Origin of the sequence: Paracoccus sediminicola (genome assembly GCF_027912835.1) — a bacterium.
Classification (GTDB): domain Bacteria; phylum Pseudomonadota; class Alphaproteobacteria; order Rhodobacterales; family Rhodobacteraceae; genus Paracoccus; species Paracoccus sediminicola.
Map to the genome: position 1 here is coordinate 35,293 of NZ_CP115769.1, position 23,133 is coordinate 58,425.

Here is a 23,133-nt window from a genome sequence, read left to right on the forward strand (position 1 = left end):
GAAACACCATGCCTCTGCTTCTCGGAGACGTCGTCCCGGACTTCACCGCTGACACGACGACCGGCCCCATCTCGTTTCATGACTGGATCGGCGACGACTGGGCCTTCTTTTTTAGCCATCCGGGCGACTTCACACCGGTTTGCACCACCGAGATGGGCCGGACCTCGCAGCTCAGCGCAGAATTCGACAAGCGTGGCGTCAAACCGATCGGGCTCAGCACCGACTCCGTCGACGAGCATCTGAAGTGGATCGACGACGTGAACGATACCCAGAACACGACGCTGCGGTTTCCGATCGTCGCTGATCCCGAGCTGAAGATCGCGCGCCTCTACGACATGATCCATCCCGCCGAGTCTGAAACGGCTGCCGTACGCTCGGTCTTCATCATCGACAACAAGAAGAAGCTGCGCCTGACGATGACCTATCCGATGAGCGTCGGGCGCAACTTCGATGAAATTCTGCGCGCAGTCGATGCCCTGCAGGCGGGCGACAGGCACCAGATTGCCACGCCTGCCGACTGGCGACCCGGCGACGAGGTCATCATCCCGCCCTCGATCGACGACGTCGCGGCGAAGGGTCTGTTCCCGCAGGGTTGGACGACACACCGCCCTTACCTGCGGACCACGCTTGTGCAAGACTGATTATTGTTCACGGATGAAGAGGAGAGAGACGACATGAGACGTATCGCATTGGCGGCGCTGGCCTTGGTGGGTCTCGCCGGAGCCGCGCAGGCGCAGGAAGCGCCGGAGTTGGTGACGGTCCTCGCCTCAGAGGACGCGCAAACTCAGCTGATGGGTATGGTTTTGACCATGCAGGCGGTTCAGCAAGGTGCCGACGCACACATCCTGCTCTGCGGCCCGGCCGGCGACCTGGCCTTGAGGGACGCGCCCCCTTCGGCTACGGCCCCGCAGGAGCCGCAGGGCATGAGCCCCCAAGGGCTGATGCAGAAGATCATGGAAACCGGCACCCAGGTCGAGGTCTGCGCGATCTACCTGCCGAACAAGGGCGCAGGTCCCGAGGTCTTGCTCGACGGAATCACCCCCGCTGACCCTGCGGCAATGGCCGCGCGGCTGCTGACGCCGAACGCGCGCATCTTGTCCTTCTAAGCCGCGCCCAGCGGGCGGCCGCGCCGCCCGTCCTACCGCAACCCCGGAGACCACCTCATGCTCGCCTCCTTCGACGCAGTCCTATTGGCCCGCATTCAGTTCGCCTTCACGGTGAGCTTCCACTTTCTCTTTCCGGCCTTCACCGTCGGCCTCGCGAGCTACCTCGCGGTGCTCAACGGGCTGTGGCTCTGGACGAAGGACCACAAGTATCTCGATCTCTTCCGCTACTGGGTGAAGATCTTCGCGCTGGCTTTCGCCATGGGCGTCGTGTCGGGCATCGTGATGTCCTACCAGTTCGGCACAAATTGGTCGGTGTTCTCCGACAAGGCCGGGCCGGTCATCGGCGCACCAATGGCCTACGAGGTACTCTCGGCCTTTTTCCTGGAGGCCGGCTTCCTCGGGATCATGCTCTTCGGGCGCGAGCGCGTGGGGCCGGGCCTGCACATGACCGCCACGGCGGCCGTGGCCTTCGGTACGTTTTTCTCGGCCTTCTGGATTCTCAGCGTGAACAGCTGGATGCAGACGCCCGCAGGCTTCTCCATCGACCCGGACACGGGCCAGTTTTTGCCGGAGAACTTCTGGGAAATCATCTTCAATCCCTCGTTCCCCTATCGCCTCATGCACACGGTGACGGCCGCCTATCTGACAACGGCATTCATCGTGGGTGGCGTGGCGGCTTTCCACCTTTTGCGTCGCCGGAGGCGGGGCGAGGTGGCGTCCGAAGCCACGAGAACAATGTTCTCCATGGCGATGTGGATGGCAGCCATCGTGGCGCCGATACAGATTTTCCTCGGGGATCTCCACGGAATCAACACGCTGGAACACCAGCCCGCCAAGGTCATGGCCATGGAGGGCCATTTCGAGAGCCATCCGGAGGGCGCGCCGCTCTATCTGTTCGGGATCCCCAATGACGAAGCGCAAACCCTCGACTACGCCGTCGGCATACCGAAGCTGTCGTCGCTGATCCTCAAGCACGATCTCAACGCTCCGATAGACGGGCTCGACACGATTCCAGACGACGAACAGCCGCCGGTGGGCATCGTCTTCTGGTCCTTCCGTGTGATGGTCGCTTTGGGCTTTGCTATGCTGGGCATCGGGGCGTGGTCTCTCTGGGCGCGTTGGCGAGGCCATCTTTTCGAGGCGCCTTGGCTGCACCGTGCCGCTCTGGCTATGGCACCCTCAGGCCTGATCGCGGTCTTGGCCGGATGGATCACAACTGAGGTCGGACGCCAACCATATACGGTTTACGGTATGCTACGAACCGCTGAGAGCGCGGCGCCGCTTGACGCAGCCGCCGTCGGCACCTCGCTCATCGCGTTCATCGTGGTCTACTTCGCCGTGTTTGGCGCTGGCACCTTCTACATCCTGCGTCTGATGAGCCGTCCGCCCGTCTTCGACGAACCACGTCTGAAGGATGCCACCAAGGGCCCCATTCGCACGGCCGGCATCACGCCGGCCATCGAGGAAACCATGCGGCGCCCGAACGCCGTCCAGCCGGGGGAGTGAGAACAATGCCGATCGCAGAAGGGGTCGCATTCGACCTCACCTTTGTCTGGGGCTTCCTGATCGCCCTCGCCGTGCTCATCTACGTGGTTCTCGACGGATTCGACCTCGGGCTCGGGATGCTGTTCGCCGTAGAGCCCGATCGCCGGCATCGCGATGTGATGATGAACTCGGTTGCCCCCGTCTGGGACGGGAACGAGACGTGGCTCGTTCTTGGGGGCGGAGGTCTCTTTGCGGCGTTCCCGCTGGCCTACGCGCTGATCCTACCAGCGCTCTATGCGCCAATTATCGCCATGCTGCTGGCGCTTATCTTTCGAGGGGTCGCCTTCGAGTTTCGCTGGCGCACCGAGCGTTGGCGCGGTGTCTGGGACGTCGCCTTCATCGGCGGCTCCGCGGTGGCCGCACTCAGCCAGGGCATCGCACTCGGCGGGCTTCTCCAGGGCATCACCATCGACAAGACCGCGCGCGCCTATGCGGGCGGCTGGTGGGACTGGCTGACGCCCTTCTCGGTGACGGTCGGGTTGGCCGTCATGGTTGGTTACATGCTCCTCGGAGCGACTTGGCTCGTCATGAAGACCGATGGCGAGCTTCAGGATCGGATGCGCAGCCGCGCCTGGATCCTGGGAGTCGCTACAGTGGCATTCATCGGCGTGGTCAGCCTATGGACTCCGTTCCTGCAGGAAGGATACTTCGTGCGCTGGTTCGCTGGCACCCGAATCTTGCTTGCCGGGCTGGTGGGAGCTGCAGTTCTTGCCCTCGCATTCCTGATGTTCCGTGCTCTTCACGTGCATCGTCACGACTACTGGCCCTTCCTGCTCGCCTTGGCGATGTTCGGGCTGTGCTTCGTGGGCCTCGGAATCTGCATGTTCCCCTACATCGTGCCAACCGAAGTCACGCTTTGGGAAGCGGCCGCCCCGTACAGAGCTCAACTCTTCATGATCATCGGTGCGGGCATCCTGATCCCGATCATCCTTGCCTACACGGCCTATGCTTACTGGGTATTCCGGGGGAAGGTCGATCCTGAAGCGGGGTATCACTGATGCGGCAGCTGAACCGTTCCGAGCATCGGACCGAACACGAGGCGCCCCGGCGCCTCACAACCCGGCTTATGTGGTTCGGCGTCCTGTGGATCGCCTCCGTGGCAACCCTGATCGCGGTCGCCTACGGCATCCGCCTGTGGCTGGGCCTGGGATGAGGGGCTGACAATGTGGGACGAACGCTACGCCGCGCCGGGCTACCTCTTCGGAACGGAGCCCGCCCGCTTCTTGGTGGACCAGGCGGTGCATCTGCCGGAGCGGGGCCGCGTCCTCGTCGTGGCGGACGGTGAGGGCCGGAATTCGGTCTTCCTCGCCGCGCGCGGCTTCGACGTCATGGCGTTCGACGCCTCCCACGTCGCAGTCGAGAAGGCGCGGGCACTCGCCAAGGGACGTGATGTTCCGGTCCGTTTCGAGGTCTCGAACGTCGATGGCTGGGACTGGGCGCCAAATGCCTACGACGCCGTCGTCGCGGTCTTCATCCAGTTCGCGCCGCCGCCGATGCGCGCGCGCATCTTCGAGGGCATAAAGCGGACCCTCAAGCCGGGCGGCATGCTGATGCTGCACGGCTATCGCCCCGAGCAGATCACCTACGGCACCGGCGGGCCGCCCCACGCGGAAAACATGTACACCGAGGAAATGCTGCGAGAAGGGTTTGGCGACATGCGGATCCTGCACCTCGCTGCCTACGACTGCGAGATCGAGGAAGGGAAGGGGCATGCCGGGATGTCGGCGCTGATTGATCTCGTTGCGGTGAAGCGCTGACTCGCGGGCGTGTTTCTAACCGATGTTCCAGATGCGTATAGCCAAGCGGTAAAAGCGGCCGTTCATTTATACCGCAGCGAACTCACGCTCTGTCCGCATAGCAGCCAGCGGACCTAATCCGGGTCTGCGTCCGCTTTGGCACTTCCTGTATCCAGCGCTCTATATACGGTCATGCGCGAAACCCCCAGGTCTCGGGCAATCTGGGCTTTGGATGTGCCCGCTGCAGCCAGTCTCTGAATTTCAGCGTCATCGACCTTCTTCTGCCGCCCCTTGTAGATCCCCTTGCCCTTTGCGGCGTTGATCCCTGCGCGTTGGCGGTCGCGAATGAACTTCAGCTCCATGTCAGCGACCATGCCGAGGACAGTGATCACCATGCGCCCCATGTCGCCGGCCGTCGTCACCTCGGGTTCAAGGATACGCAACGACGCGCCCTTCGCATCCAACTCATGCACCAGATTCAGAACGTCTCGGGTTGACCGCCCAAGGCGGTCGAGGCGATGCACGACCAGCTCGTCACCTGCACGCAAAAACTCCAGGACGGTTGCCAGTTCGGTGCGACCGTCACGGGATGCTCCAGAGCCGGTTTCGGCGCGGACAATTTCACAGCCTGCCGCCTTCAGTTTGGCTTTCTGGATTTCGAGATCCTGACTTGTTGAGCTGACGCGGGCGTAACCGATCTTGGGCATGTAGAAATGTCACTTTAGGGTGGCTATATTCCTGATACTGTCACAATGCCTGTTGCGCCACTCATTTGTGACATTTTCTGCTGTCACATTCATGCGTCCCTCACGGGTGTGCCCAAATGTTACGATTTTGGCGGGAAAGCCCACTCATATCTTTGTCGGCCCTCGGGCGTGGCTATTCATGCTTCGAGTTCCGCGTATAGGCGTGCGACATTGCGGCGACGGCGCGCCTCGAAACCGCGCAATTCATCGATTGGAATACCAAGCCCGACAGCGAGGCGCTCCAAGACATCCTCTGTGGGTTGCGTGAAGGAGCGGGCCTCTTCATCCGCATGCGCAATCTTGAGAGCATGATAGCAGAAGCTTTCGAAGGTGACGCCATAGAGACGGGCTAGGCTTTGCACATATTGCCGTAAAGTCTCGATCTCCTTGGGGGGCGGGTGCAGCGGCCATGCGGGTTCCCCCGTCATGCCCGAAGTTCCCGTTCCATCATCTGCCGCCGGTAGGAGGGTGCCTGGAAAGGGCAGCCCAGCAGGTCTTCTCTCTCGATGCGTTCCCGTCCTTCCGTCAGGGCATGCGCTGCTGCGCTCGAAAGAAGCTGGTGCATTTCTCCGATCAGGCCCTCCGAGCGCTCCACAATCACCTTGCGCAACGCAGGCAGACCGAGACCGGACCGCCCGCGCAGGGGGATCACTGTCTCGAAGCTGGCCAGCAGCCGCCCGGTCTCGGCATCGTCACCCCACATCGATAGCAAAAAGGGCTGGAAGCGGTTTTCGAGTTGGTCGTCCAACCGGAGAGCCAGCCATGCATCCTTGGTCCCAAGCGCGACAATCGGGATACGCAGCTCGTTGCCCAGATACCGGATGAGCCCCAAAATTTCGCGCTGCCGCGATGATGGGCCGCAAAGCAGGTTGTGCAACTCGTCAATGACGAGCAGCCGCACCCCGCATGCCCGCATGAGATTCAGTGTCAGTGCATTGCGCCGGTCGGTCTTTCGGATGTTCCCGAGAGGTGATCCCAATGCGTCAAGCAACTGTGCGTAGAAACGGGGCGCGGTCACGTCCGGCATCATCTGGACCGACAGGACCGGAAAGATATGTCGGTCCCTTTCTTCCGAACTTCTTCGGGGGTGCTGGCGCTGGAATTTCTCGGCGATGGTCGATTTGCCGTTGTTGCTCGGCCCGACAACCAGCATGTTCTGCGGTCGAACACGGCCGGGTTGCGTCGCCAACAGCATGTCCATGCGTTTCAGGGCATCCTGCGCGCGGGAATAGCCGATCCAGCGGTCGGTTGCGAAACAATCGAGCCGTTCGATAGCAGGCTTTTCCGCGATGCGTCGGGCTTCGGGTCGAAGATGGTCCATCTGCCCTACCACTCTTCAATGTCGGTGAATGGTTGCGGTGGAGCGTCCGGTTGATCTTGCGCGAGCTCGCCCAGGCCGAGAGCCTCCGGTTGCTTCGCCAAAGGAGATTGTCGATCCAGCACCGGTCGCGACCGACGGCGGCGGGCACCCTTGGAGAGCCGGGCCGCGTTGCGCTCGATCTCCTGCATTTCCGCGAAGGCGGTGAAAATGCTGTCCTCGTCCACGGTCGCCGCATTGCGTTCTTGGGCACGTCGTCGCGCTGCCCGATGTTCCCAGAGCGTGATCGACGGTCGGGAGAGTGTGCGATACGGCACTTCGAGCCAGGAACCGTCGAAAGGGTCGAGAACATAAACACGCGAAAGGTCTCGTGGGTCGCGGCGCAGGATCAGATGTCCCTCCGTCCGGACGTCGCGCGAGACGATCCACGGTTTCAGGGCATTCGAGAAATAGCGAATATGATCTACGGTGAATCCGTCGCGTTGCAACGTTCTACGCAGAACCGGAAGGAAGTCGATCAGATAGCTGCGCATGTCACGCGGGATAGCGATGCTGCCGCCAGATCGGCTCAAGGATACGAGACCTTCCTTCAGCCGGGCAAGAGGTGTGGCCCCGTCCAACCCACGATGCCCGGACAGGTGATAATCCTTGCAAATCGCAACCGTCAGCCAGCGTTCCAGTTCTTCAAGGGTCAGGCAGGCCTGTCTTTCGCTGTCGTATGCGCCGCGCTGCGCCGTGTTGGAAAATGTCGTGCCCGGCAACTTGTGAATGCGCCGCATGAGGGTGCCGATCACACGCTCTACAATGCCACCGAACTGAGGTTGCCCCGGCGGTCGCCATTCGATCTCGATATTATGTTGCGCGCACCCGCGCTCGAAAGCCTGCGAGTGGAACTCGCCGGCATTGTCTACGCCGATCTTCTTTGGCTTTCCCGCAATCGGCCACTCCACATCCGTAACGCCGCGCGCTGTCATCCAGGTTTTCTTATCGTCAGCGACGTGGGCGAGGCACAGGCCGACGCTCGCGGCGGAAGGGGGATCAAGGCTAAGATGGAAGCCCGCGATCATCCGGCTCATCACGTCAATCGCAACCGTCAGATATGGCCGCCCGATTGGCAGACGCTCGAACGGATCGACCAAAATGACATCGACCGGCGTGTGATCGATTTGCACGACGTCGAGCGGGTATTTCGGGATCGGGGTCGCGCCGAGGATCGGCTTTGTGTCCGGATCATCTTCGCGAAGCCGTGACGCGACACCCTTGTCGATCAGGTTAACCCGTCGCCTGATCGTGGCTTCGCTAGGAGACGAAATCCCCGCCTTGCGGCACTCGACCTGAACCGCCCTCACGATTTCCGAGGGGCGCGCCTTCTGCCGTTTGAGATAGTGGCCTTCGATGACATGACCGATGATCGCTTCCCGATCCCCCGCGATCCGCGTCTTGCGCGGAGCACCGCGGCCATCGCGCGGCAAGAGCGCGGTGACCGCGCCGTTTTCTTCACGGAGCCGGCGGATCAGCCTGTAGGCCCAACGTTCGGAAATTTTCAGATCAATCGCTGCAGCGCGGACAAGATGCGCTGGTGCTTCATGGAGCGCGGCAAGTGGTCGAAGCAAGGCCGCCCGTTCCTCGGCCTTCTGCCACACGCCTTTCGGAACGGATTCCAGGTCCATGACCGATCCTGCCTCCTGCAACGCGCTGAACCGGTGTCTGACAGTTTTGCAACGCACCGAACTGTTTGGCGATCAGTATTGAAGTCTTTTGTGACAAGCGCGTGTCAATGAAAACAATGGCCAGTGCTGAACCTATTTATGAAAAACGACAGCCGCCCGTTCCTCGGCCTTCTGCCATACGTCTTTCGGAACGGATTCCAGGTCCATGACCGATCCTGTCTCCTGCAACGCGCTGAACTGTTCTCTGACAGCCTTGCAACACACTGAACTGCCTGGTGAGCAGTATTGAAGTCTTTTATGACAAGCGCGTGTCAATGAAAACAACAGACAGTGCTGAACCTATTTATGAAAAACGACAGCTGCCAATCGGGCGGCGAGATCCATCAGTTACTTCGTGATGGCCGTCTTCGTACTCGCACTGCTCCAGTTTGTCGGCGATCCGGCGCAAGGCCGCTGCCGTCCATGAGGCTACTGTCCTCTCGGCCGGCCCAGACACGCTCAGTTCGACATCGCATTTGATATGTGGCGTCAGTTCACTCATTATTCATCCCTCTTACCGGCGAGATCTGCCAACCTTTCGCGCTCAGCCTGATCGTCCCATTTCTTCATCTCGGACGCGCTGTCGAAGCCGTACCAGTTGGCCCACAGTTCCGCTTGATCTGCGGCGCCCTGATCCCGTTTCGTTGCCTCATCTGCGATCATTCTGAAGCAGCGCTATCAGTCGGTTGAGATTTCATCGCCGCATGGTCCTTTCAGGCCAGATCTGTCTTTGAAAAATCATTGCCTTTGTAGAGAAGCGCGACCCGATAACCTTTTGCACAGGCGTAGGAGAAGCAGTCTCCGAAATTCAGATCGGCCTCGTGCCCAACGGCCTTGCCGTAGGATTGCGCAGCCGCAAGCGCGCCTACACCGAGGGTATCTGAGATCATCACGCTTTTAGCGCGGGCTTCCTGAAAAAACAGATCGACAGCAGCCTTTGCTGCCTCGAACTGGTCGCTGTCGGGTGCCTTGTGCTTTCCTGAACGCGACCTGGCCAGGCTTACAACCGCCTCATATCGCGCGAGCGGAGAAAACAGCGGAGGCTTGTCACTGGCAGCAAGCCGTTTTGCCAATTCGTCGGATCCAGGCTCGCGGTTCAGTATCGCCACCACCGCTGACGCATCTATGAACATCAGTATTCGCCCCACATGGCGTCAGCATCTGCCTTCGCATCGTAGTCAGGGTTTACTGGTCCGATCTTGTCGGCAATAGCTCTCGCAGATTCAAGACGTTCCAGCAAAGGAACTTGATCCTTTGCCGCGTTGATGGCAGCCTTCAAAGCAGATCGAACAGCCTCTGTTTTATTATCTGCGCCGGTCAGCTTCATAGCCTCCACAGCAAGCGCGTTAACCGCTTCATCCCTGATGAAAAGTCCCGGCATTGGTGTATATCTCTTGTGGTATATCCCGATATTCTTTAATGTATATCCAGACATTAGAATGTCAACCAGGACTTGCTTGATGATTGATTACAACGGCGGCAACAGGCCGCCGGAGGAACCCACAAAGTGTCATCGTATCGCATTAACGACTTTGAATTTTCTGCAGACGCTCCGAACTTTCAGACCATTCTCGAACGGGCACACAGCCAGAAGCTTCGCCCTGCTTGTCTGTGCAGCCCTGCCCATCCGAAAATGTATGTCGCCCTGATTGGCGGCGAATATTACCTGAAGCGGATGCCAGGAACCGGCCATGCCCACGACCCTGGCTGCGCGTCGTTCGATCCGCCGCCCGAGCTGTCCGGACTCGGACACGTCGCCGGGGCCGCAATCGTCACCGACGACGCCGGCGACACAACGCTGCGGCTGGATTTCTCGCTATCCATGCGTGGCGGCAGCAGCGTACCGGCGCCCGGCGGTGACACTGAGGCATCCTCTGCCGTCGCCAACCCCAAGAAACTCTCTTTGCTCGGCACGCTTCACTATCTCTGGGATGCCGCCGGCCTCACAAAGTGGCGTCCGCAATGGCAGCGCCGGAACTGGTGGATTATCCATCGCGAGTTGACCGGGGTGGCACAGAATACCGGGACCAAGGCGCAGCCCTTCGCGTCGGTCCTTATGGTGCCGCCAGTCTACAATCACGAACGCCGAGATGAACTGGCCCTGGAGCGGCGCAGCTGGTTGCGCGGGCTGGCCCCGCAGCGCGGCAAGCCTGTCCCGCTTGGTATTGTCGTCGCAGAGTTCAAGTCGATCGAGCCGTCACAATATGGCCGAAAGCTGAAGATGAAGCATCTGCCGGATTTTGCCTTTTTTATGGACGATGACCTGGCGGCGCGCTTCGACAGGCTTTTTGCGGACAAGATCCATGCCATAGAAGCTGCAGGCGACGGGCATCTGATCCTGATTGCGACGTTCAGCATCCGCAATAACTATGCCGAGATCCGGGAGATTGCCGGCATGACGGTCAATGAACACTGGATCCCGTTCGACGGCGACCGCGAGCATCAGCTTGTTGAGGCACTGAAGGACCGCGCCTATGCCAAGTCGCTGAAATACAATCTTCAATCGTCGGCGCCGGTCGCGAATGCCCTCTTGCTCGACACCGGCGCGCCAATCGCGCTCTATGTCCCGCCAGACGGGCTGTCGGCCGACGACGAGGAAACCCTGCATGATATTGCCGAGGACGGCGTTTATCAGCCGTGGTTCTGGCCGGCCGATGAAATCGAGATGCCCGCCTTGCCGGCCCCGGCTGGCGGCGGTCACTGATCCTTGTCAGATGTAATGCCGACGCCCTGTCGCACGATCCGCATTTTTTCGGCTGGATAGGGTCGAAGCAGTTTTCCGGCCTCGGATTCGGATCCGTCGAGCCAGGCATCGTAATCGCCGGGATCGAGGATCACCGGCATCCGCGTCGGGTGGACTGGCTTGACAAGCTCGTTTGCCACCGTCGTCACAACCGTATGGGTCAGCCAGTCACCCTCTTCGCCGTCGACGCCTGGCTGGCCGTCGCGCCAGAGACCAGCGAAGGCGAAGGGCGGGCGGTCGTCATCGGCTTCGGCTGCGAGGCCGAACCAGAAATCCGTTGCTGGATTTCTGCCCTTGGCCTCGCGGAACGCCGAAACCGGCACCAGGCACCGCCGGCCAGCAAATGACGACTTCCACAGGCCCGAGCTGGCCACCTTGTCGTCTCGGGCATTGTTCCAGGCGTCCGGCTTCAGGGGCTTTCCCGTCTTCGCCGAGGTCTTCGGCGTCAGAAAGCCCCATTTCATCAGCACCAGCTCACGTTCACCGTCTCCGTCAATGCGCACGACCGGCGCATCATATTTCGGCCAGATAGCTGGGCGAGGCTGTTCATTGCCGAGTCGGTCGCGCTCTGTCGCGACCTTGAACAGTCCCCGCATTGCCTCCTGCGCCGTCGTATTCGCGTACAGATTGCACATTCACGCGTCCTCGTTTCGCCAGATCCACCGCGTCACCTTCCTGACCGGACGCCTTATGGTCAAGCCTGCGGCCAGTTCTGTTGCTGACGGGACGGACCAGGACCAATTGATCCATTCCTTCGTCCGGCAGCGCGCGCAGGGAAACGGCGGGATATGGGCCTGGTGGTCGGGCCCGATCACCTCAATCAGGTCCTTCGCCCAAAACCGAGCAACGCGCCCGCAGCGCGTACACTTCACCGTCAGCAGCATCCCGCTCCTCGCCTGATCGCTAAGGCGCGGGTTTCGGAACGGATTACCTGAAGGTGATCGGGCGGGCATTGATGGAACATATTGCGAACATCCGCCGAGTCGCAACGGCGCATTTCGGAGCGACACCCCGCCCATGGCGCTGCTGACCAGGCTTTCTGTGTCAGTTCAACGGGCCACCACCGTTCTTGAATTGTGCTGCATATCCCCTGGTGCTGGTTCTCACTCAGATCGGCACCCGCTTGCATTAAGCTTCGGCACCCACGTGCACGCCCTTCGGCACCGACAAAAGAGATCGCGACTGCAGTGGTAGCGAAGGCGGGAAGCGCGAAGACCTCAAATATCGCAGCGATTCTTGCCTTCGCGGTTGTGCTGCGATCAACATGTCGGGCGGGGAGCGGTCGTTCGCTGCGTCGTGGACGAACGACAGAGATGCGCACCTGGTCCACATGCCTCGCAACAGAATCTTGATGAACCATGATGCGAAAACATAGATGAACTCCCTGTTTCACCGCGTTCACGACCTCCGATGGCTTCCTCAAGTATCGCACGGTAAACGCAGGTGGTTCGCGTTCTTGGAATGTGTGCGACATCACGCTCATAAGTGAGGACTAAAGCCTACCGCCATCCTGTTCTTGGTTTTCCCTGCAGGCGTTCGATCACAAGGAAATCTTTGTTGTTAGCCTCTAGAACCCCCCGGAAATCATAGTAATTCACAGGAAAGGCAGACGTGTTCCAAGTTTCCAAAAGGTAATGCTTGAAGGCATTCGCCTTTCGGAAGCGATCATTAATATTGAATGAAGATGCGAGATCAAAGACCAGTCTCCTGGCTTCTGGCTCAAGAATTGGAGTGTCGGTGGATGTCGCGTCCAGATATGGAAAGCTTCCGCACCAATGTCTGATGTGATACAATCCAACCGACGTTGATCTATAGCTGAACGAAAACGGTGAGACGCCTTCGCTTACTGGAATCTCGCGAAAATGAGAGTGCGGCGTCTCAATTATGCGGCCCTCAGCAGCGCGACGCAAAGACTCTGCAATCTGCTCATCTGCGAAGCCGTTCCTAGAAAGCTCGGCTCTTATATCCTCCCCAAAGAAGAACCCATCATTGTCTCTCACGCCCTGATTTGAGGATAGGAAGGCCACGATTAGAGGCATCAAGAAGTGCTCTCGAGAATCCGCTGAGTGGATATCGAAGATATTTGTCGCCAGCTGAGATGATCTCGGGTTGTAATACGAATATTCCCCAAGCAGGGCGTGCTTTGTGAACTCATGAAGCGGAACTTTGTAGTTCCCGTACCTTTCTTCGATCTGGATTATCTTCCTGCAATCTACGTTCGAGCTGCCGCAAAATCCGGTGATCATCTCAATAACTGCGCGAGTATTGCCGCCGCTGATGTTGCTCAAGAACTGGCGGATATCATCGTTGGACTTCACTGATCGAAGCGTAGCCTTGAGGAATGTCGCGACGTTGTTAAGGTTGAGTCTGATTCCGTCGAGTGCTGCCGGAGCAGCCTTTCCTTCAGCAACCCTCAAGGCGAAAGTTAGCCGCTTGACGACAACCTCATCAATGGGGGGAGGGGAAATCGAAAGAATTTTATTTTGATAGGCAGATAGGGCACCTGTCGTTTTTGATGTCAGGAAAGTGCTTGGCCTCAAAGCAACGAATACAACGAGGTTCCTTGTTGCAGCCAACTCCTGAGCTATGAGAAACGCCTCTTGTTGAACAGGATAGCTACGCTGGTCTGCATTATCTATGACAAGCGTGATTTGCTTTGCCTGACCTCCAGAGAGGAAGGAGAGGCTTGCATGAAGATGGGAATCTCTAGCTTCGACTAAGCCCTGAGTGAACTTTATTTTCTCTATCTCGTATGCCTGAGGGTCAATTGCCTTCAACGCGCCCGCCGTGCTGCGGTCAAATTCAGCCAACCGTTTATGATATATGCTTCCCACGAAATCTCTCTCGAAAATATCAATTCCATAACCTCCAGAAAGAACACGAGGAATCTCAGCGAGGACAAACGATTTGACGCTTTCTGTTAGATTGGCCTTTTTCCCCAGATCGATTTTTATATAGATGCTAGACGATGAAGTTTTTGCGGTATTGATCTCCAGGTTTTCAAAAAATGAAGATTTTCCCACACCAACGTCACCTAGGACTACTATGGGACGGGAGCCGATCCGAGGGGCCGCGCGTTCCAGCAAATCACTTACCGAAGGAGCCGTAAGCGGTGCGGGAGATGAAGCTTCTTCTCCTGATCTTTTATACCTTCTTTCAATAATGTTCTTGCTTAGAAGAAGGTGCCTGTTGTTTGCTTCCAGAGAGACGTAACACTCAGAATAGAAGTCCTCTTTTGTCCGCGGATTATCTTCGATCTCCTCAAGCAAAAGAGAGCCGATAAGCTGAAGACTCTCCTGCATATCATCTCTATACCTGTGCTTGAACGGCTCAGGTATTGAGCTCGAAGCTTTCGCGGGCATTCTAGGGCTTCTCAATTGCGAAAGCCTTTGAAATGCTCGGCTCTCTGATATTCCTTCTGGGGAAAGGAGCTCCCAAAGCAGCGGGAAACTTCCAACGAGATCCTTTAGTCCGTTGAACAAAAAACACTGTCCATGTGTGGGTGGCTCCCCAACGGTTATCGCCTGAAATACAGCAAGTTGTCGACCGTTCGATACAACAGCTACGGGGATCCCACGGTAGGAGCAGTATGGAATGACTTGACGTACAATATCTGCAAAGTTCTTGCAGGCTTCGATTAACGATCTAAGGTCGCGAGGTCGGTTCGGGCTTCCGCCGGGAGGTATGTTCCATATTTTGGCTTCGCGCTTCGCTTCTAGTACGGCCCGTGGGGGCTTCCCGAGAATATAGTCAGCCCTGCCGCCAGATTCGTCTGTGCTCTCAACTTCCAGATAGATATGGTCCCAGCCCAGGCACTCCAAAAGCAAACGATCAATGAATTGGAATCTATTTTGCGCCTCATTCCAATGCTTGCTGCTTTCGGGAAACTCCTCAGAGATCTCCTTGATCTGCCGCAATCCATCGGCGAGTTCATGTTTGGAATGCAATTTCTAAGTCCCCTTATCCGTCCGCGGAAAAGAACAGCGTGTTTGAGTGCCATCTGTCAACCATCGGTGTCAATCGGTCGTAGTCTGGTCAGGTTGATCTGATAGCATACTGCAGTCGTGCCCATCATGGACAGATACCGCGACCAGCCTGGCTCTCTACGTTGCCGCTTCAGCTGTGATCGGCAGAAATGGGCTGGCTCCAGTCATCAGCTACACCTCGCACAAAGGTCCGCAAAGGGCCGGCTACGACGATGCCCGCCTCCCTGCATCTGCCAACGAGGGCGCCGCTGTCGCAGTCAGTAAGGGCTCGAACCGGTCATGCGGCACTGCGGCGTGCCGCCTGGCCACTCCATCGGGGCCGGATGACACGACCGGCCCTTTGCCGCCGTTCGTGAGGGTGCCGCGCTGCCCTGCAGCATTCACCAGAACCGCCGTTGGTGCGGTTTGCAGCATTTTGAAACGTCATGGGTAATGACCTTATGACCGATACAGATGAACGATGATGTCCGTCGACCAAAGCGACGATCCTACCGAAGAGATGATGTCGCGCTCATCCAACCACCTGACCAGTTCGCTGTTTTCATTCGTCCTTCTGAGCGCCGGACGTGAATATCCCGTTTGGATCTTCGAATATGGGTCCGGAAGCTGCCCCAAGACCTCACGAACCTCGTTCTTATCGAGCTTTTCGTGAAGGAGGTTTAGCAGCCGTATCTGTGTGCCTACTGGCTTTGCGTTCACGATAATTGCCTTGACGATATCAGTCGTGAGCGAAGGCAGCGTGCAATTAGTCCGCAACAGGATTGGCCCGACGATACCCGCACGGTCGGGAAGGCTGGGAAGACCGCTCAAGTCCATCAAACCAATGATCGCACGCTTCTCGTCGTCCGAGATATCGGTGGCAAGCAATCGCTCCCGGAAATCATCGTCGACCGAGAAAGAGCTGGGGTCGCGAAGATAGGAGGCGATGTTCTGGGCGACGAATGCCGTTTGAAGATCAACCTCGCCATCAAGTGCCGCTAGATTCTCGGCATTGAACGTGACGCGTTGCTCATCGATCAGTATCTGGCGCTTGTTGGCGCTTACGGCATCTGGAAATTTCTTGAACTCCTTTGGTAGCGCCCGGACATATGCACGATATGCCTCATCCGTGAGAACAACTGCATTGAATAGAAACTGTCGGAGAGGTAACGCTTCCTCCGTGTCCGGGATCGGCGTGTCCAGAAGAGCTGCGCGGACCACCTCATCATTGAGGAAGGCGATAAGAGCTTCGGTTTCGAAATTTTCAGACTGAATGAAGGCAAGACAGTTGGACCACCTAGGAACGATGCGGGTCCTGCGGAACACCATGGCCTGAAAGCGCACGGGCACTTCTTCGAATGCCGGCAGTAGCTTAGTTTGGCGTAGGACGAAGGTTTCTACCTCTTCGGCATCAAGCGTATCGTGGGACATCACAGCTAGAATCGCGTCAATATCCTCCACATCATCATCGTCCATAACTAGCAGCACGTTTGCAAAATACGCTTCAAAATCATTTTCCACCCGGTCGAGGAGCGGTTCGGCTCCGGATTTTCGAACCGCCGTGTAATGCCGCTTACGCAAGGCCGGGCCGATTTCTTTGCCGAGGATAGAGCCAAAAATGTAGTCGAAGTTCGCATCGTTCAGGCGGTAATGGCCGACCTCATAAAGCTTGCGAGCAATGTTCGGATATCCATCAATGGCGGCGAGATCCTTCGTCTCGATCTGCAACTCTTCGAGCTTGACCGGATCCACGCCCTCCAACAGGTCAAGAATGTCGCGGAGGTTGTCGGCCGCGAATGACCGAATCTCGGGGTGCTCCTTGCGTTCGCGAGCCAGCAAAACCGGCGGAAGATGTTCGATGAGGCTCGCGATATGCAAGACTGCGGAGGGGCTCTCAAGGGCCACCGGTACGAAACCGCGCCACGCGTCAACGAACTGCCTCAAAAAATCGGCAACGTGCGATCCCGTCGCATAATAGGCTTCGAAGAACTCCTGCTGGTTCAGAAACTCGTTCGAAAGATGCGCGAAGACTCTCCCGAGCCGCTCCTTATGCTCATCGCTTGCCAGGAGCGCGTCTACAAGCCGGACGTTCAGCGCATAATCTAGACTGAAATCGTCCTCCCTCATTCCCGCGATGACTTCGCTGGGATTGTCAATCGGGAAGATGGGCTCAGGTGTGTTGAAAGCCCTGATTTGTATCAGGAACTTGTTGTCGTTCGGCGAAAGCCGTCCAGAGTGGAACAGGGAGGTGTACTGATAGTAGCTGTCGTCGAGATGGCCCTCCAGGAGCAGGAAACGGGCGAGATCGCCGCCGTCGCCGAGACCCTTGAAGAGGTCTTCGACTTCTTGCGTGCTAGACCGCAGCAGGACGCTGAACTTGCTCGTCCGGATCGATTTGATCTCGTTTCTTAAATGGGCGATCCTCCGATGCGCAGTTTTCTTATGGGTGTCCGCCTTGTGTTCGATGCGTCTCACTCGTTCGGCATAACTTGCTTCGGGGTCGACGCTTCCCTGAAAAGCAGCGTTATTATGCTGATACCGAAAACCATTGGAAGTGTTGTAGTAAATAGTTTGAACAGTGACGAATTGTTCGAAATCTTTGTGCTCGGATAATTGGGTGGGCCCGACATATGCCTGTCCGGTCAGGCTCAACCCTGCGATATTGGTTGGCAGCGTTTCGAGCAGAGCCATCGCGTAGATGCGCCGGAGCTCGCGCAAATCCTTCGGAATCTGCTTTTCGGCCGCTTCGATATCGCGTTCGAGGTCGGCGATCTCGGATCGACAGCTCTGTTCACGCGCGGCGATGAGCTCGTCTTTACGCTCCAAAATTCCAGCGAGATACCCTTCGCGTCGATGCAATCGCTCGAAATCCCTAGGATAAACATTCTTATATATCAGCACGGCAAGAAGCTTCGTGGGATCGAGGATGTTCTCACCATCTGCTTCCAGATTGGCGACATAGATCGCGTACTCGTTGAAGATGTTGTGGATCAGCCGGAGATCGCTTAGGTAGCGGGACACTTCGCGCAGGAACTGCTTATCGAGCCTTCCGTCCAGCTCCAGCCGCTTGCCCTGCGCCAGCACCATATCAATCGAGTTCGAGCTGTTGATAATCGGAATGACGGGTATAATGAACTCGAAGAACTTTGTCCGGTCGGTGTTGACGAACATGTCGTCGCGCAGCGCGTAGAGGAATCTGATCCGGCGTCTCACGCCCACATTGCCATTCACGAGGCTGTTGATCTCGCGAAGGGTGACGAAGATATCGGAATCGTCGAAGCGATCAAGATCCTCCACAATGACGAGGTCGTAACGCGTCGACTGGAAGAAATAGATGATCTCGTCGAGGTGACGGTTAAGGATAGAATCCTGGTCTTCCGAAGACGGTCGTATCTGAATGTCCTTCAACGAAACGCTCTTGAGCGAAACGCCGAAGCTGGCGACGTAGAAGTGATGAATCGCAGACCAAAGAAAGATCAGTGCGAAAGCGGCTACGGAGATGTCGAGCCCGTTCGTGAGGTCGAACGGTTTGAAATACGATCCATCAAAGATCGCTGCGCGTTTGTCGAACATATGCCAGAGAGCCAGCAGTCCGGTGAGAATGTAGAGTGATCGAAAGATTGACCAGAATCCTGGCGTTTGGATGCGCTTGAAGCGCGAGAGGGGCAGTTTGTCTGCATCCGCCCCGTAGAGCAGTTGCTGGAGGATACTACGCTCGATCTCCTGTTTGTTCACCGGTGGCCGCTCATCGACGGCTTCCGGTAAGAAGGCGGCGAGAGAGATGGGTAAGGCTTGGCCGTTATAGGACTTCAGGAACGATCGAATGATACTGCTTTTGCCCGAGCCATAAGGCCCTGTGAGCGCGATGTTGGATACGTTCGGACTGTCGGTCGCGAATTTCAATGCGGCTGAATACACCCCTCCTTGGTCAGCCTCATCGGTTGGGGCGAGATCGACGAATTTCGCTGGCTTTACCGACGAAGCGGATCGTAGGCGCAGCGCTTCCGCTATCTCGATGAACTTGTCGGAGATCCAGCGACCGATTTTAGTAACACCATTACTCATAAAGGGCTGACCACCATGTTCGAAATCTTGTCCCAGCTGAATGTATAATTTACTCGACCATTCGCGTTAAGGGCGAAAGGTCCGCTGTGCATCGAATGCTTGCCAGGGTTTCGCTGCGGCAGGGTGGATGGCCGCTATCTCAGATAGGTGCCGCTGCCGTCCCTGGCCAATGCCGATCATACGGATGCCGAAGGTTTTGAGGACGCCACGAATGTGACCTTCGAGGTCCTTGCGCAACCGGATCAACCGTTCCCGCGCGCCTACCAAGCTGCGAAGCCGGTCCGCCTCCTCGCTGCGGATGTGAACCGGTGTGAACCAACCGGTGCGCGCAAGCTGTGCCAGACCTTCGGCGTCGGCGGCATCCGACTTGTTGAGCCGCGCCGACAAGCTCTTGTGTGCCTTCCGGGCATCAATGCAGGTCGCAGGCAGGCCGAGACCTGCGAGGCCGCGCTGCAACCAGATCGATAGCATTCCGCTTTCATGCACGATCCGTCGCGGCGTAAGTTCGCGGTTGCGAAACCAGCCCGCGACCCCCTCGGGATCAGCGGGACAGACGCCACGCGCTACAGTCTTGCCATCCCTGTCTACAACGCAGATCGAAATCTCTTTCAGCGACACATCCAAACCGACATAGTATTCCATAGGTCGTTCTCCTCACGGCTTATATCCATGAGGCCAACATACCGGACCTCGTTCGCCCCCGGAGAGCGACCGCCGCAATCACACCATGTCTTGTGTCCTGCTTAATGGGTTACAGATTGGATAAAGCGGGGCATCGTGCGCCCGGAGCGCATTCTGGCCGTTACCTTCACGGAAGCCTCCGCCGCTGAATTAAGAGAGCGTATATCGGCCCGTTTGATGGCTTCCATGCACCCGGCGTCTCCCCGTCCTTTGTCCGGGGACCGTGCCCTAGGCTTGTCCGGCAAGCCGGCCTGCGCCCCCAGCCAGTCAGGGCGATGCGACTGGCTGCGGCTTCTGCGGTCTGTCTCGTCCCGAGCCAGATCCTCGCGCGCCGGTCCTAGTCGCCCTGCCCTGCCCGTCTCGGCCCATCCGGGTGACGGTCACTGGCGCGGGGTCAATTGATTCACCGCCGCACCCCACGATTATCGCCGATCAGGATGTTGAAGCCCGCGCCGATGCGCGGGCTTCTGTCGGCCGGGGGATTCGGCCAGGGCCGAACGCCCCGGCTTTGTCTGGGCCACGTCGCGCTGACGCGCGCCGCGTCCTGGACTGAGGGCCTGTTCCGGCCCTCTTTCCAAGGGGCGGGTCCTCGCCATGCTCGCTTCCTCCACCTGCGCCTGGCGGCTTCGGTTCCGTGCAGCTGCGCGTGGCTCCGGTCCCGGCTGCGCCGCCCTTGGAAATTCACCGACCCGGTTCGCCACCTGGCAAGGCTTCAGGAGAGGGCGCGCTGCGCGCTTCTCGCCTGAAACCTTCGCCCATCATGGGCACCCCGACCGAGGCAAAGACTGAGGCGGGAACGTCGCGAAAAAGGAGAGCATGATGCTCGATACCGATAATCTGACCTACGCTTGCCGGGCGTGCTGGCATACCTTCGATGCCATCGAACAGCCGTGGCAATGCCCGAAATGCGCCGCCATTGGAAAGCCCCGTGACTTTCCGACGCTCGAAACCGACCTTATTGCCCGGCAGAACGACGCTTTCCGCAAGGGGATGATCGCTGGCCTGCCCCGCGACATGCTTGGCCGGATCGTCAGCACGCCGGGCGTTCGTGCCATGGGACGCGATTTTGAAACCGCCGCCTATGTCGCTGTCGCCAAAGACACGGTTTTCAGCGAGGCCAATGACCCTTGGGGCGCGCGTGATTTCGGGGCCGTGATCGTCAACGGCACGAAGGTCTGGTGGAAGATCGACCTGTACAACAACGACTTTGACGGCGGTTCCGAAGCGCCCTGCGATCTCGCGCAGACCCGCCGCCTCGTCACCATCCTCTTGCCGTCAGAATACTGACCCCCGGATCGGCCCGCTCCGCTCCGTGCGGGCCGAGGCTGGCCTGTCGAGCAGGCCCAACGGGGAGGGGCGGTCAACGTCCCCCCCACCATCCCGAACCTGAAAGGAGGTGAGACGAATGGATGAATGGCTGCAAGCGCGTATCGCGGAAGCATGGGCGCTTGTCAGGAAGGGCGACACCTTTGGCATTGGACGCCGCTTCCTGATCCAGCACGGGGCAATCTGATTGCCCGCTCTGTCCCCCAAAAGGGGGCAGAGCACCAATAGCACAAATCAACGTCGCGAAAAAAGGATAATCACCATGAAAACCGAAAAGAACGTCGTCGCCGCCCCGGTCCAGTATTTCCCGCTTGATCGGCTCTATCTGTCGGACATGAACCCGCGCCAGGATGCCGACGCCGAGCGCATCGACCTTCTGGCCGACAGCATCATCGCCTGCGGCCTGATCCAGAACCTTGCCGGGCTTGCCGATGCCGATGGACGCATTGCTATCGTCGCCGGGGGCCGCCGCCTTCGCGCCCTGATCCGCGCATTCGAAAAGCAGCCCAATCTGCTGGACCGCCGCCCGGAACTGGCCGAAATTCCCGTCAGGATTGCGCCCGACGACGCGACCGCCCGTGCATGGGCGAATGTCGAAAATGCCGTCCGCGAGGCGCTGAACCCCGCCGATGAAATCCGCGCCTTCGCCAAGATGCGGGATGCTGGCGCAGATGTGCCCACCATCGCCAAAACCTTCGCCACGAGCGAGGCCGCAATCTATCGCCGTCTCGCCCTATCGGACCTGCCTGCGCCGGTTCTGGCCGCTCTGAAAGCGGGAAAGATCACCCTGAATATCGCCAAAGCGTTCACCGTCGCAAATGATCCTGACCTTGCGCTTGAGGTGCTGGCCGAGGTTGAGGGCAACCCTCATGCTTCCGAGCACCGCGTCAAGGCAAGGTTACAGCCGGAGGCTGTCAAGCTGACCGACCGCCGTGCTGCCTTTGTCGGTCTGGATGCCTATACCGCCGCAGGCGGCGAAGTCACCCGTGATCTGTTCGAGGAAAACGGCACCTATCTGCAAAACCCCGACCTGCTGGATCGACTGTTTTCCGAGAAGCTGGAAGATGCCGCCACCGCAATCGAGGCCGAAGGCTGGAAATGGGTCGAAGTCATTCCCGACAGCTATGTCAGCTACAGCACCACCGAAAAGCTGACGCGGCTCTACAAGGTCGAGGTCGAACTGACCGAGGAACAGGCCGAGCGGTATGATGAACTGGCCGAACTCTATCAGGCCGATGCGCTTGATGAAGAAGGCGAGGCCGAACTTGAAGCTTTGCAGGAACTGGCCGAGGGCGACTATACCGACGAACAGCGTCAGCACGCAGGCGCTTACGTCTATGTGAATAGCAGCGGCATGGTTGACGCCTCGCGCGGCTATGTCCGCCCCGAGGACCGCGCCGCTGCCGTCGAGGCCAAAATCCTGACCGGCTTCGCCGCGTCCAGCGGCCATGCTGGCAGTGCCGACGACACGCCGAAATCGCCCTATAATGCCGCACTGGTCGAGGATATGCACCGCGCCCGCCTTCACGCCGTTCAGGCGGCGCTGCTGGCAAAGCCGGAACTCGTTCTTGATCTGCTGGCCTTCGGCCTGTCCGGTCGCGGAGGCGCACATCAAAATGTCTTCGATATTCGCCCGGATCGCGCCAACATAACCCCGGACAAAGCCAACGGCCTGACCCCGGAGCCGCGCCTGTCGGATGAAAGTGATCATCACGGCTGGCTTGACGACGAGGAACGCCTCACGGCCTTCACCGACTTCCAAGCCGAAGGCAAGAAGGCCCGCAATGCCGCACTGACCGAGGGGCTGGCCCGGACCCTGCCCTATCCGATGCAGAAAAGCGCACTGTTCGACCACATCGAGGCCAGCACCGGCGCCGACCTGCGCCAAGTCTGGACCCCAACCGCCGAGGGCTTTTTCAAGCGCGTGAATGCCGACTATCTCGACAGCCTCATGCTGGACCTGACCGGCTGCAATCCGACCGGGAACGGCTTCAAATCGTGGAAGGCGATGAAGAAGTCCGCAAAGGCCGACGCCCTCGAAAAGCTGTTCACCGATCCCGACTATCAGAAGGCGTGGCACATCGACGTCGAGAAAAAGGCACGGATCGACGCATGGCGTCCCGGCTGCATCTGACGAAAATGGCAAGGGCGGCTTGCGCCGCCCCTGCCTGTCCGAACAGGGAGATTTCCACG

The 23,133-nt window shown here is 58.6% G+C and carries 22 protein-coding genes; 10 read left to right on the plus strand and 12 right to left on the minus strand.

Annotation, left to right across the window (positions count from 1 at the left end; all coding sequences use genetic code 11):
• Positions 1-8: 8 nt before the first annotated feature.
• From PAF18_RS15790 to PAF18_RS15815, 6 genes are read left to right on the plus strand one after another with little or no spacing between them, the layout of a single operon-like run.
• Positions 9-641 (plus strand): peroxiredoxin, encoded by a 633-nt coding sequence (locus PAF18_RS15790; protein ID WP_271118241.1) that lies wholly within the window; start codon positions 9-11, stop codon positions 639-641.
• A 33-nt stretch (positions 642-674) separates the two neighbouring features.
• A complete protein-coding gene (locus PAF18_RS15795; RefSeq protein ID WP_271118210.1) occupies positions 675-1,106 on the plus strand; it encodes a DsrE family protein in 432 nt (143 codons plus the stop codon).
• Between the two features lie 57 nt (positions 1,107-1,163).
• A complete protein-coding gene (locus PAF18_RS15800; protein ID WP_271118211.1) occupies positions 1,164-2,612 on the plus strand; it encodes a cytochrome ubiquinol oxidase subunit I in 1,449 nt (482 codons plus the stop codon).
• Between the two features lie 5 nt (positions 2,613-2,617).
• The gene (cydB, locus tag PAF18_RS15805; protein WP_271118212.1) at positions 2,618-3,649 is read left to right on the plus strand and encodes a cytochrome d ubiquinol oxidase subunit II; all 1,032 of its coding nucleotides are present in this window, start codon (positions 2,618-2,620) and stop codon (positions 3,647-3,649) included.
• Positions 3,649-3,804: a hypothetical protein gene (locus PAF18_RS15810; protein ID WP_271118213.1), complete on the plus strand. Its 156-nt coding sequence runs from the start codon at positions 3,649-3,651 to the stop codon at positions 3,802-3,804. The genes cydB and PAF18_RS15810 overlap by 1 nt, the downstream gene beginning before the upstream one ends.
• A gap of 10 nt (positions 3,805-3,814) precedes the next feature.
• Positions 3,815-4,408: a class I SAM-dependent methyltransferase gene (locus PAF18_RS15815; RefSeq protein ID WP_271118214.1), complete on the plus strand. Its 594-nt coding sequence runs from the start codon at positions 3,815-3,817 to the stop codon at positions 4,406-4,408.
• Positions 4,409-4,521: 113 nt separating this feature from the next.
• On the opposite strand, the gene PAF18_RS15820 is transcribed toward PAF18_RS15815, so the two are convergent.
• The 8 genes from PAF18_RS15820 to PAF18_RS15855 all read right to left on the minus strand — a co-directional run bounded on the left by PAF18_RS15820 (position 4,522) and on the right by PAF18_RS15855 (position 9,595).
• Positions 4,522-5,094 (minus strand): recombinase family protein, encoded by a 573-nt coding sequence (locus PAF18_RS15820; protein WP_047998169.1) that lies wholly within the window; start codon positions 5,092-5,094, stop codon positions 4,522-4,524.
• Positions 5,095-5,270: 176 nt separating this feature from the next.
• Positions 5,271-5,561, minus strand: a complete 291-nt coding sequence (locus PAF18_RS15825) for a TniQ family protein (RefSeq protein WP_271118215.1) — start codon at positions 5,559-5,561, stop codon at positions 5,271-5,273.
• Positions 5,558-6,454 carry a TniB family NTP-binding protein gene (locus PAF18_RS15830; RefSeq protein ID WP_091846272.1) on the minus strand — a complete coding sequence of 299 codons (897 nt, stop codon included), beginning with the start codon at positions 6,452-6,454 and terminating at the stop codon, positions 5,558-5,560. The genes PAF18_RS15825 and PAF18_RS15830 overlap by 4 nt, the downstream gene beginning before the upstream one ends.
• A gap of 5 nt (positions 6,455-6,459) precedes the next feature.
• Positions 6,460-8,121 (minus strand): TnsB C-terminal domain-containing protein, encoded by a 1,662-nt coding sequence (locus PAF18_RS15835; protein ID WP_078543004.1) that lies wholly within the window; start codon positions 8,119-8,121, stop codon positions 6,460-6,462.
• Positions 8,122-8,464: 343 nt separating this feature from the next.
• Positions 8,465-8,662: a hypothetical protein gene (locus PAF18_RS15840; RefSeq protein ID WP_271118216.1), complete on the minus strand. Its 198-nt coding sequence runs from the start codon at positions 8,660-8,662 to the stop codon at positions 8,465-8,467.
• A complete protein-coding gene (locus PAF18_RS15845) occupies positions 8,662-8,823 on the minus strand; it encodes a hypothetical protein (protein WP_271118217.1) in 162 nt (53 codons plus the stop codon). Before PAF18_RS15845 ends, PAF18_RS15840 begins: the two co-directional genes overlap by 1 nt.
• A 50-nt stretch (positions 8,824-8,873) precedes the next feature.
• Positions 8,874-9,293 (minus strand): type II toxin-antitoxin system VapC family toxin, encoded by a 420-nt coding sequence (locus PAF18_RS15850; protein WP_271118218.1) that lies wholly within the window; start codon positions 9,291-9,293, stop codon positions 8,874-8,876.
• Positions 9,293-9,595, minus strand: a complete 303-nt coding sequence (locus tag PAF18_RS15855; RefSeq protein ID WP_245727362.1) for a type II toxin-antitoxin system VapB family antitoxin — start codon at positions 9,593-9,595, stop codon at positions 9,293-9,295. The genes PAF18_RS15850 and PAF18_RS15855 overlap by 1 nt, the downstream gene beginning before the upstream one ends.
• Before the next feature lie 72 nt (positions 9,596-9,667).
• On the opposite strand from PAF18_RS15855, the gene PAF18_RS15860 reads away from it, so the two are divergent.
• The gene (locus tag PAF18_RS15860) at positions 9,668-10,864 is read left to right on the plus strand and encodes a DUF1173 family protein (RefSeq protein ID WP_271118219.1); all 1,197 of its coding nucleotides are present in this window, start codon (positions 9,668-9,670) and stop codon (positions 10,862-10,864) included.
• Here PAF18_RS15860 and PAF18_RS15865 read toward each other — a convergent pair.
• The 4 genes from PAF18_RS15865 to PAF18_RS15880 form a co-directional block, all read right to left on the minus strand.
• On the minus strand, positions 10,858-11,538 hold the full coding sequence (locus PAF18_RS15865) for an SOS response-associated peptidase (RefSeq protein WP_271118220.1): 681 nt from the start codon (positions 11,536-11,538) through the stop codon (positions 10,858-10,860). The two genes, PAF18_RS15860 and PAF18_RS15865, sit on opposite strands and share 7 nt — an antisense overlap.
• 864 nt (positions 11,539-12,402) lie before the next feature.
• Complete coding sequence (locus PAF18_RS15870) at positions 12,403-14,820, minus strand: hypothetical protein (protein WP_271118221.1); 2,418 nt, start codon at positions 14,818-14,820, stop codon at positions 12,403-12,405.
• A gap of 507 nt (positions 14,821-15,327) precedes the next feature.
• Entirely contained in the window at positions 15,328-18,933 is a 3,606-nt protein-coding gene (locus PAF18_RS15875) for a YobI family P-loop NTPase (RefSeq protein ID WP_271118222.1), read from the minus strand.
• Positions 18,934-18,999: 66 nt separating this feature from the next.
• Positions 19,000-19,575: an IS110 family transposase gene (locus tag PAF18_RS15880; RefSeq protein WP_271118223.1), complete on the minus strand. Its 576-nt coding sequence runs from the start codon at positions 19,573-19,575 to the stop codon at positions 19,000-19,002.
• Between the two features lie 120 nt (positions 19,576-19,695).
• Here PAF18_RS15880 and PAF18_RS17520 point away from each other — a divergent pair, with 120 nt between their 5' ends.
• The 3 genes from PAF18_RS17520 (at position 19,696) to PAF18_RS15890 (ending at position 23,074) form a co-directional block, all read left to right on the plus strand.
• Positions 19,696-20,016, plus strand: coding sequence for a UvrD-helicase domain-containing protein (locus tag PAF18_RS17520; RefSeq protein WP_353620700.1), 321 nt, complete (start codon positions 19,696-19,698; stop codon positions 20,014-20,016).
• A 417-nt stretch (positions 20,017-20,433) separates the two neighbouring features.
• Complete coding sequence (locus PAF18_RS15885; protein ID WP_271118224.1) at positions 20,434-20,901, plus strand: DUF3768 domain-containing protein; 468 nt, start codon at positions 20,434-20,436, stop codon at positions 20,899-20,901.
• A gap of 301 nt (positions 20,902-21,202) precedes the next feature.
• Positions 21,203-23,074 carry a ParB/RepB/Spo0J family partition protein gene (locus tag PAF18_RS15890; RefSeq protein WP_271118225.1) on the plus strand — a complete coding sequence of 624 codons (1,872 nt, stop codon included), beginning with the start codon at positions 21,203-21,205 and terminating at the stop codon, positions 23,072-23,074.
• Positions 23,075-23,133: the final 59 nt, after the last annotated feature.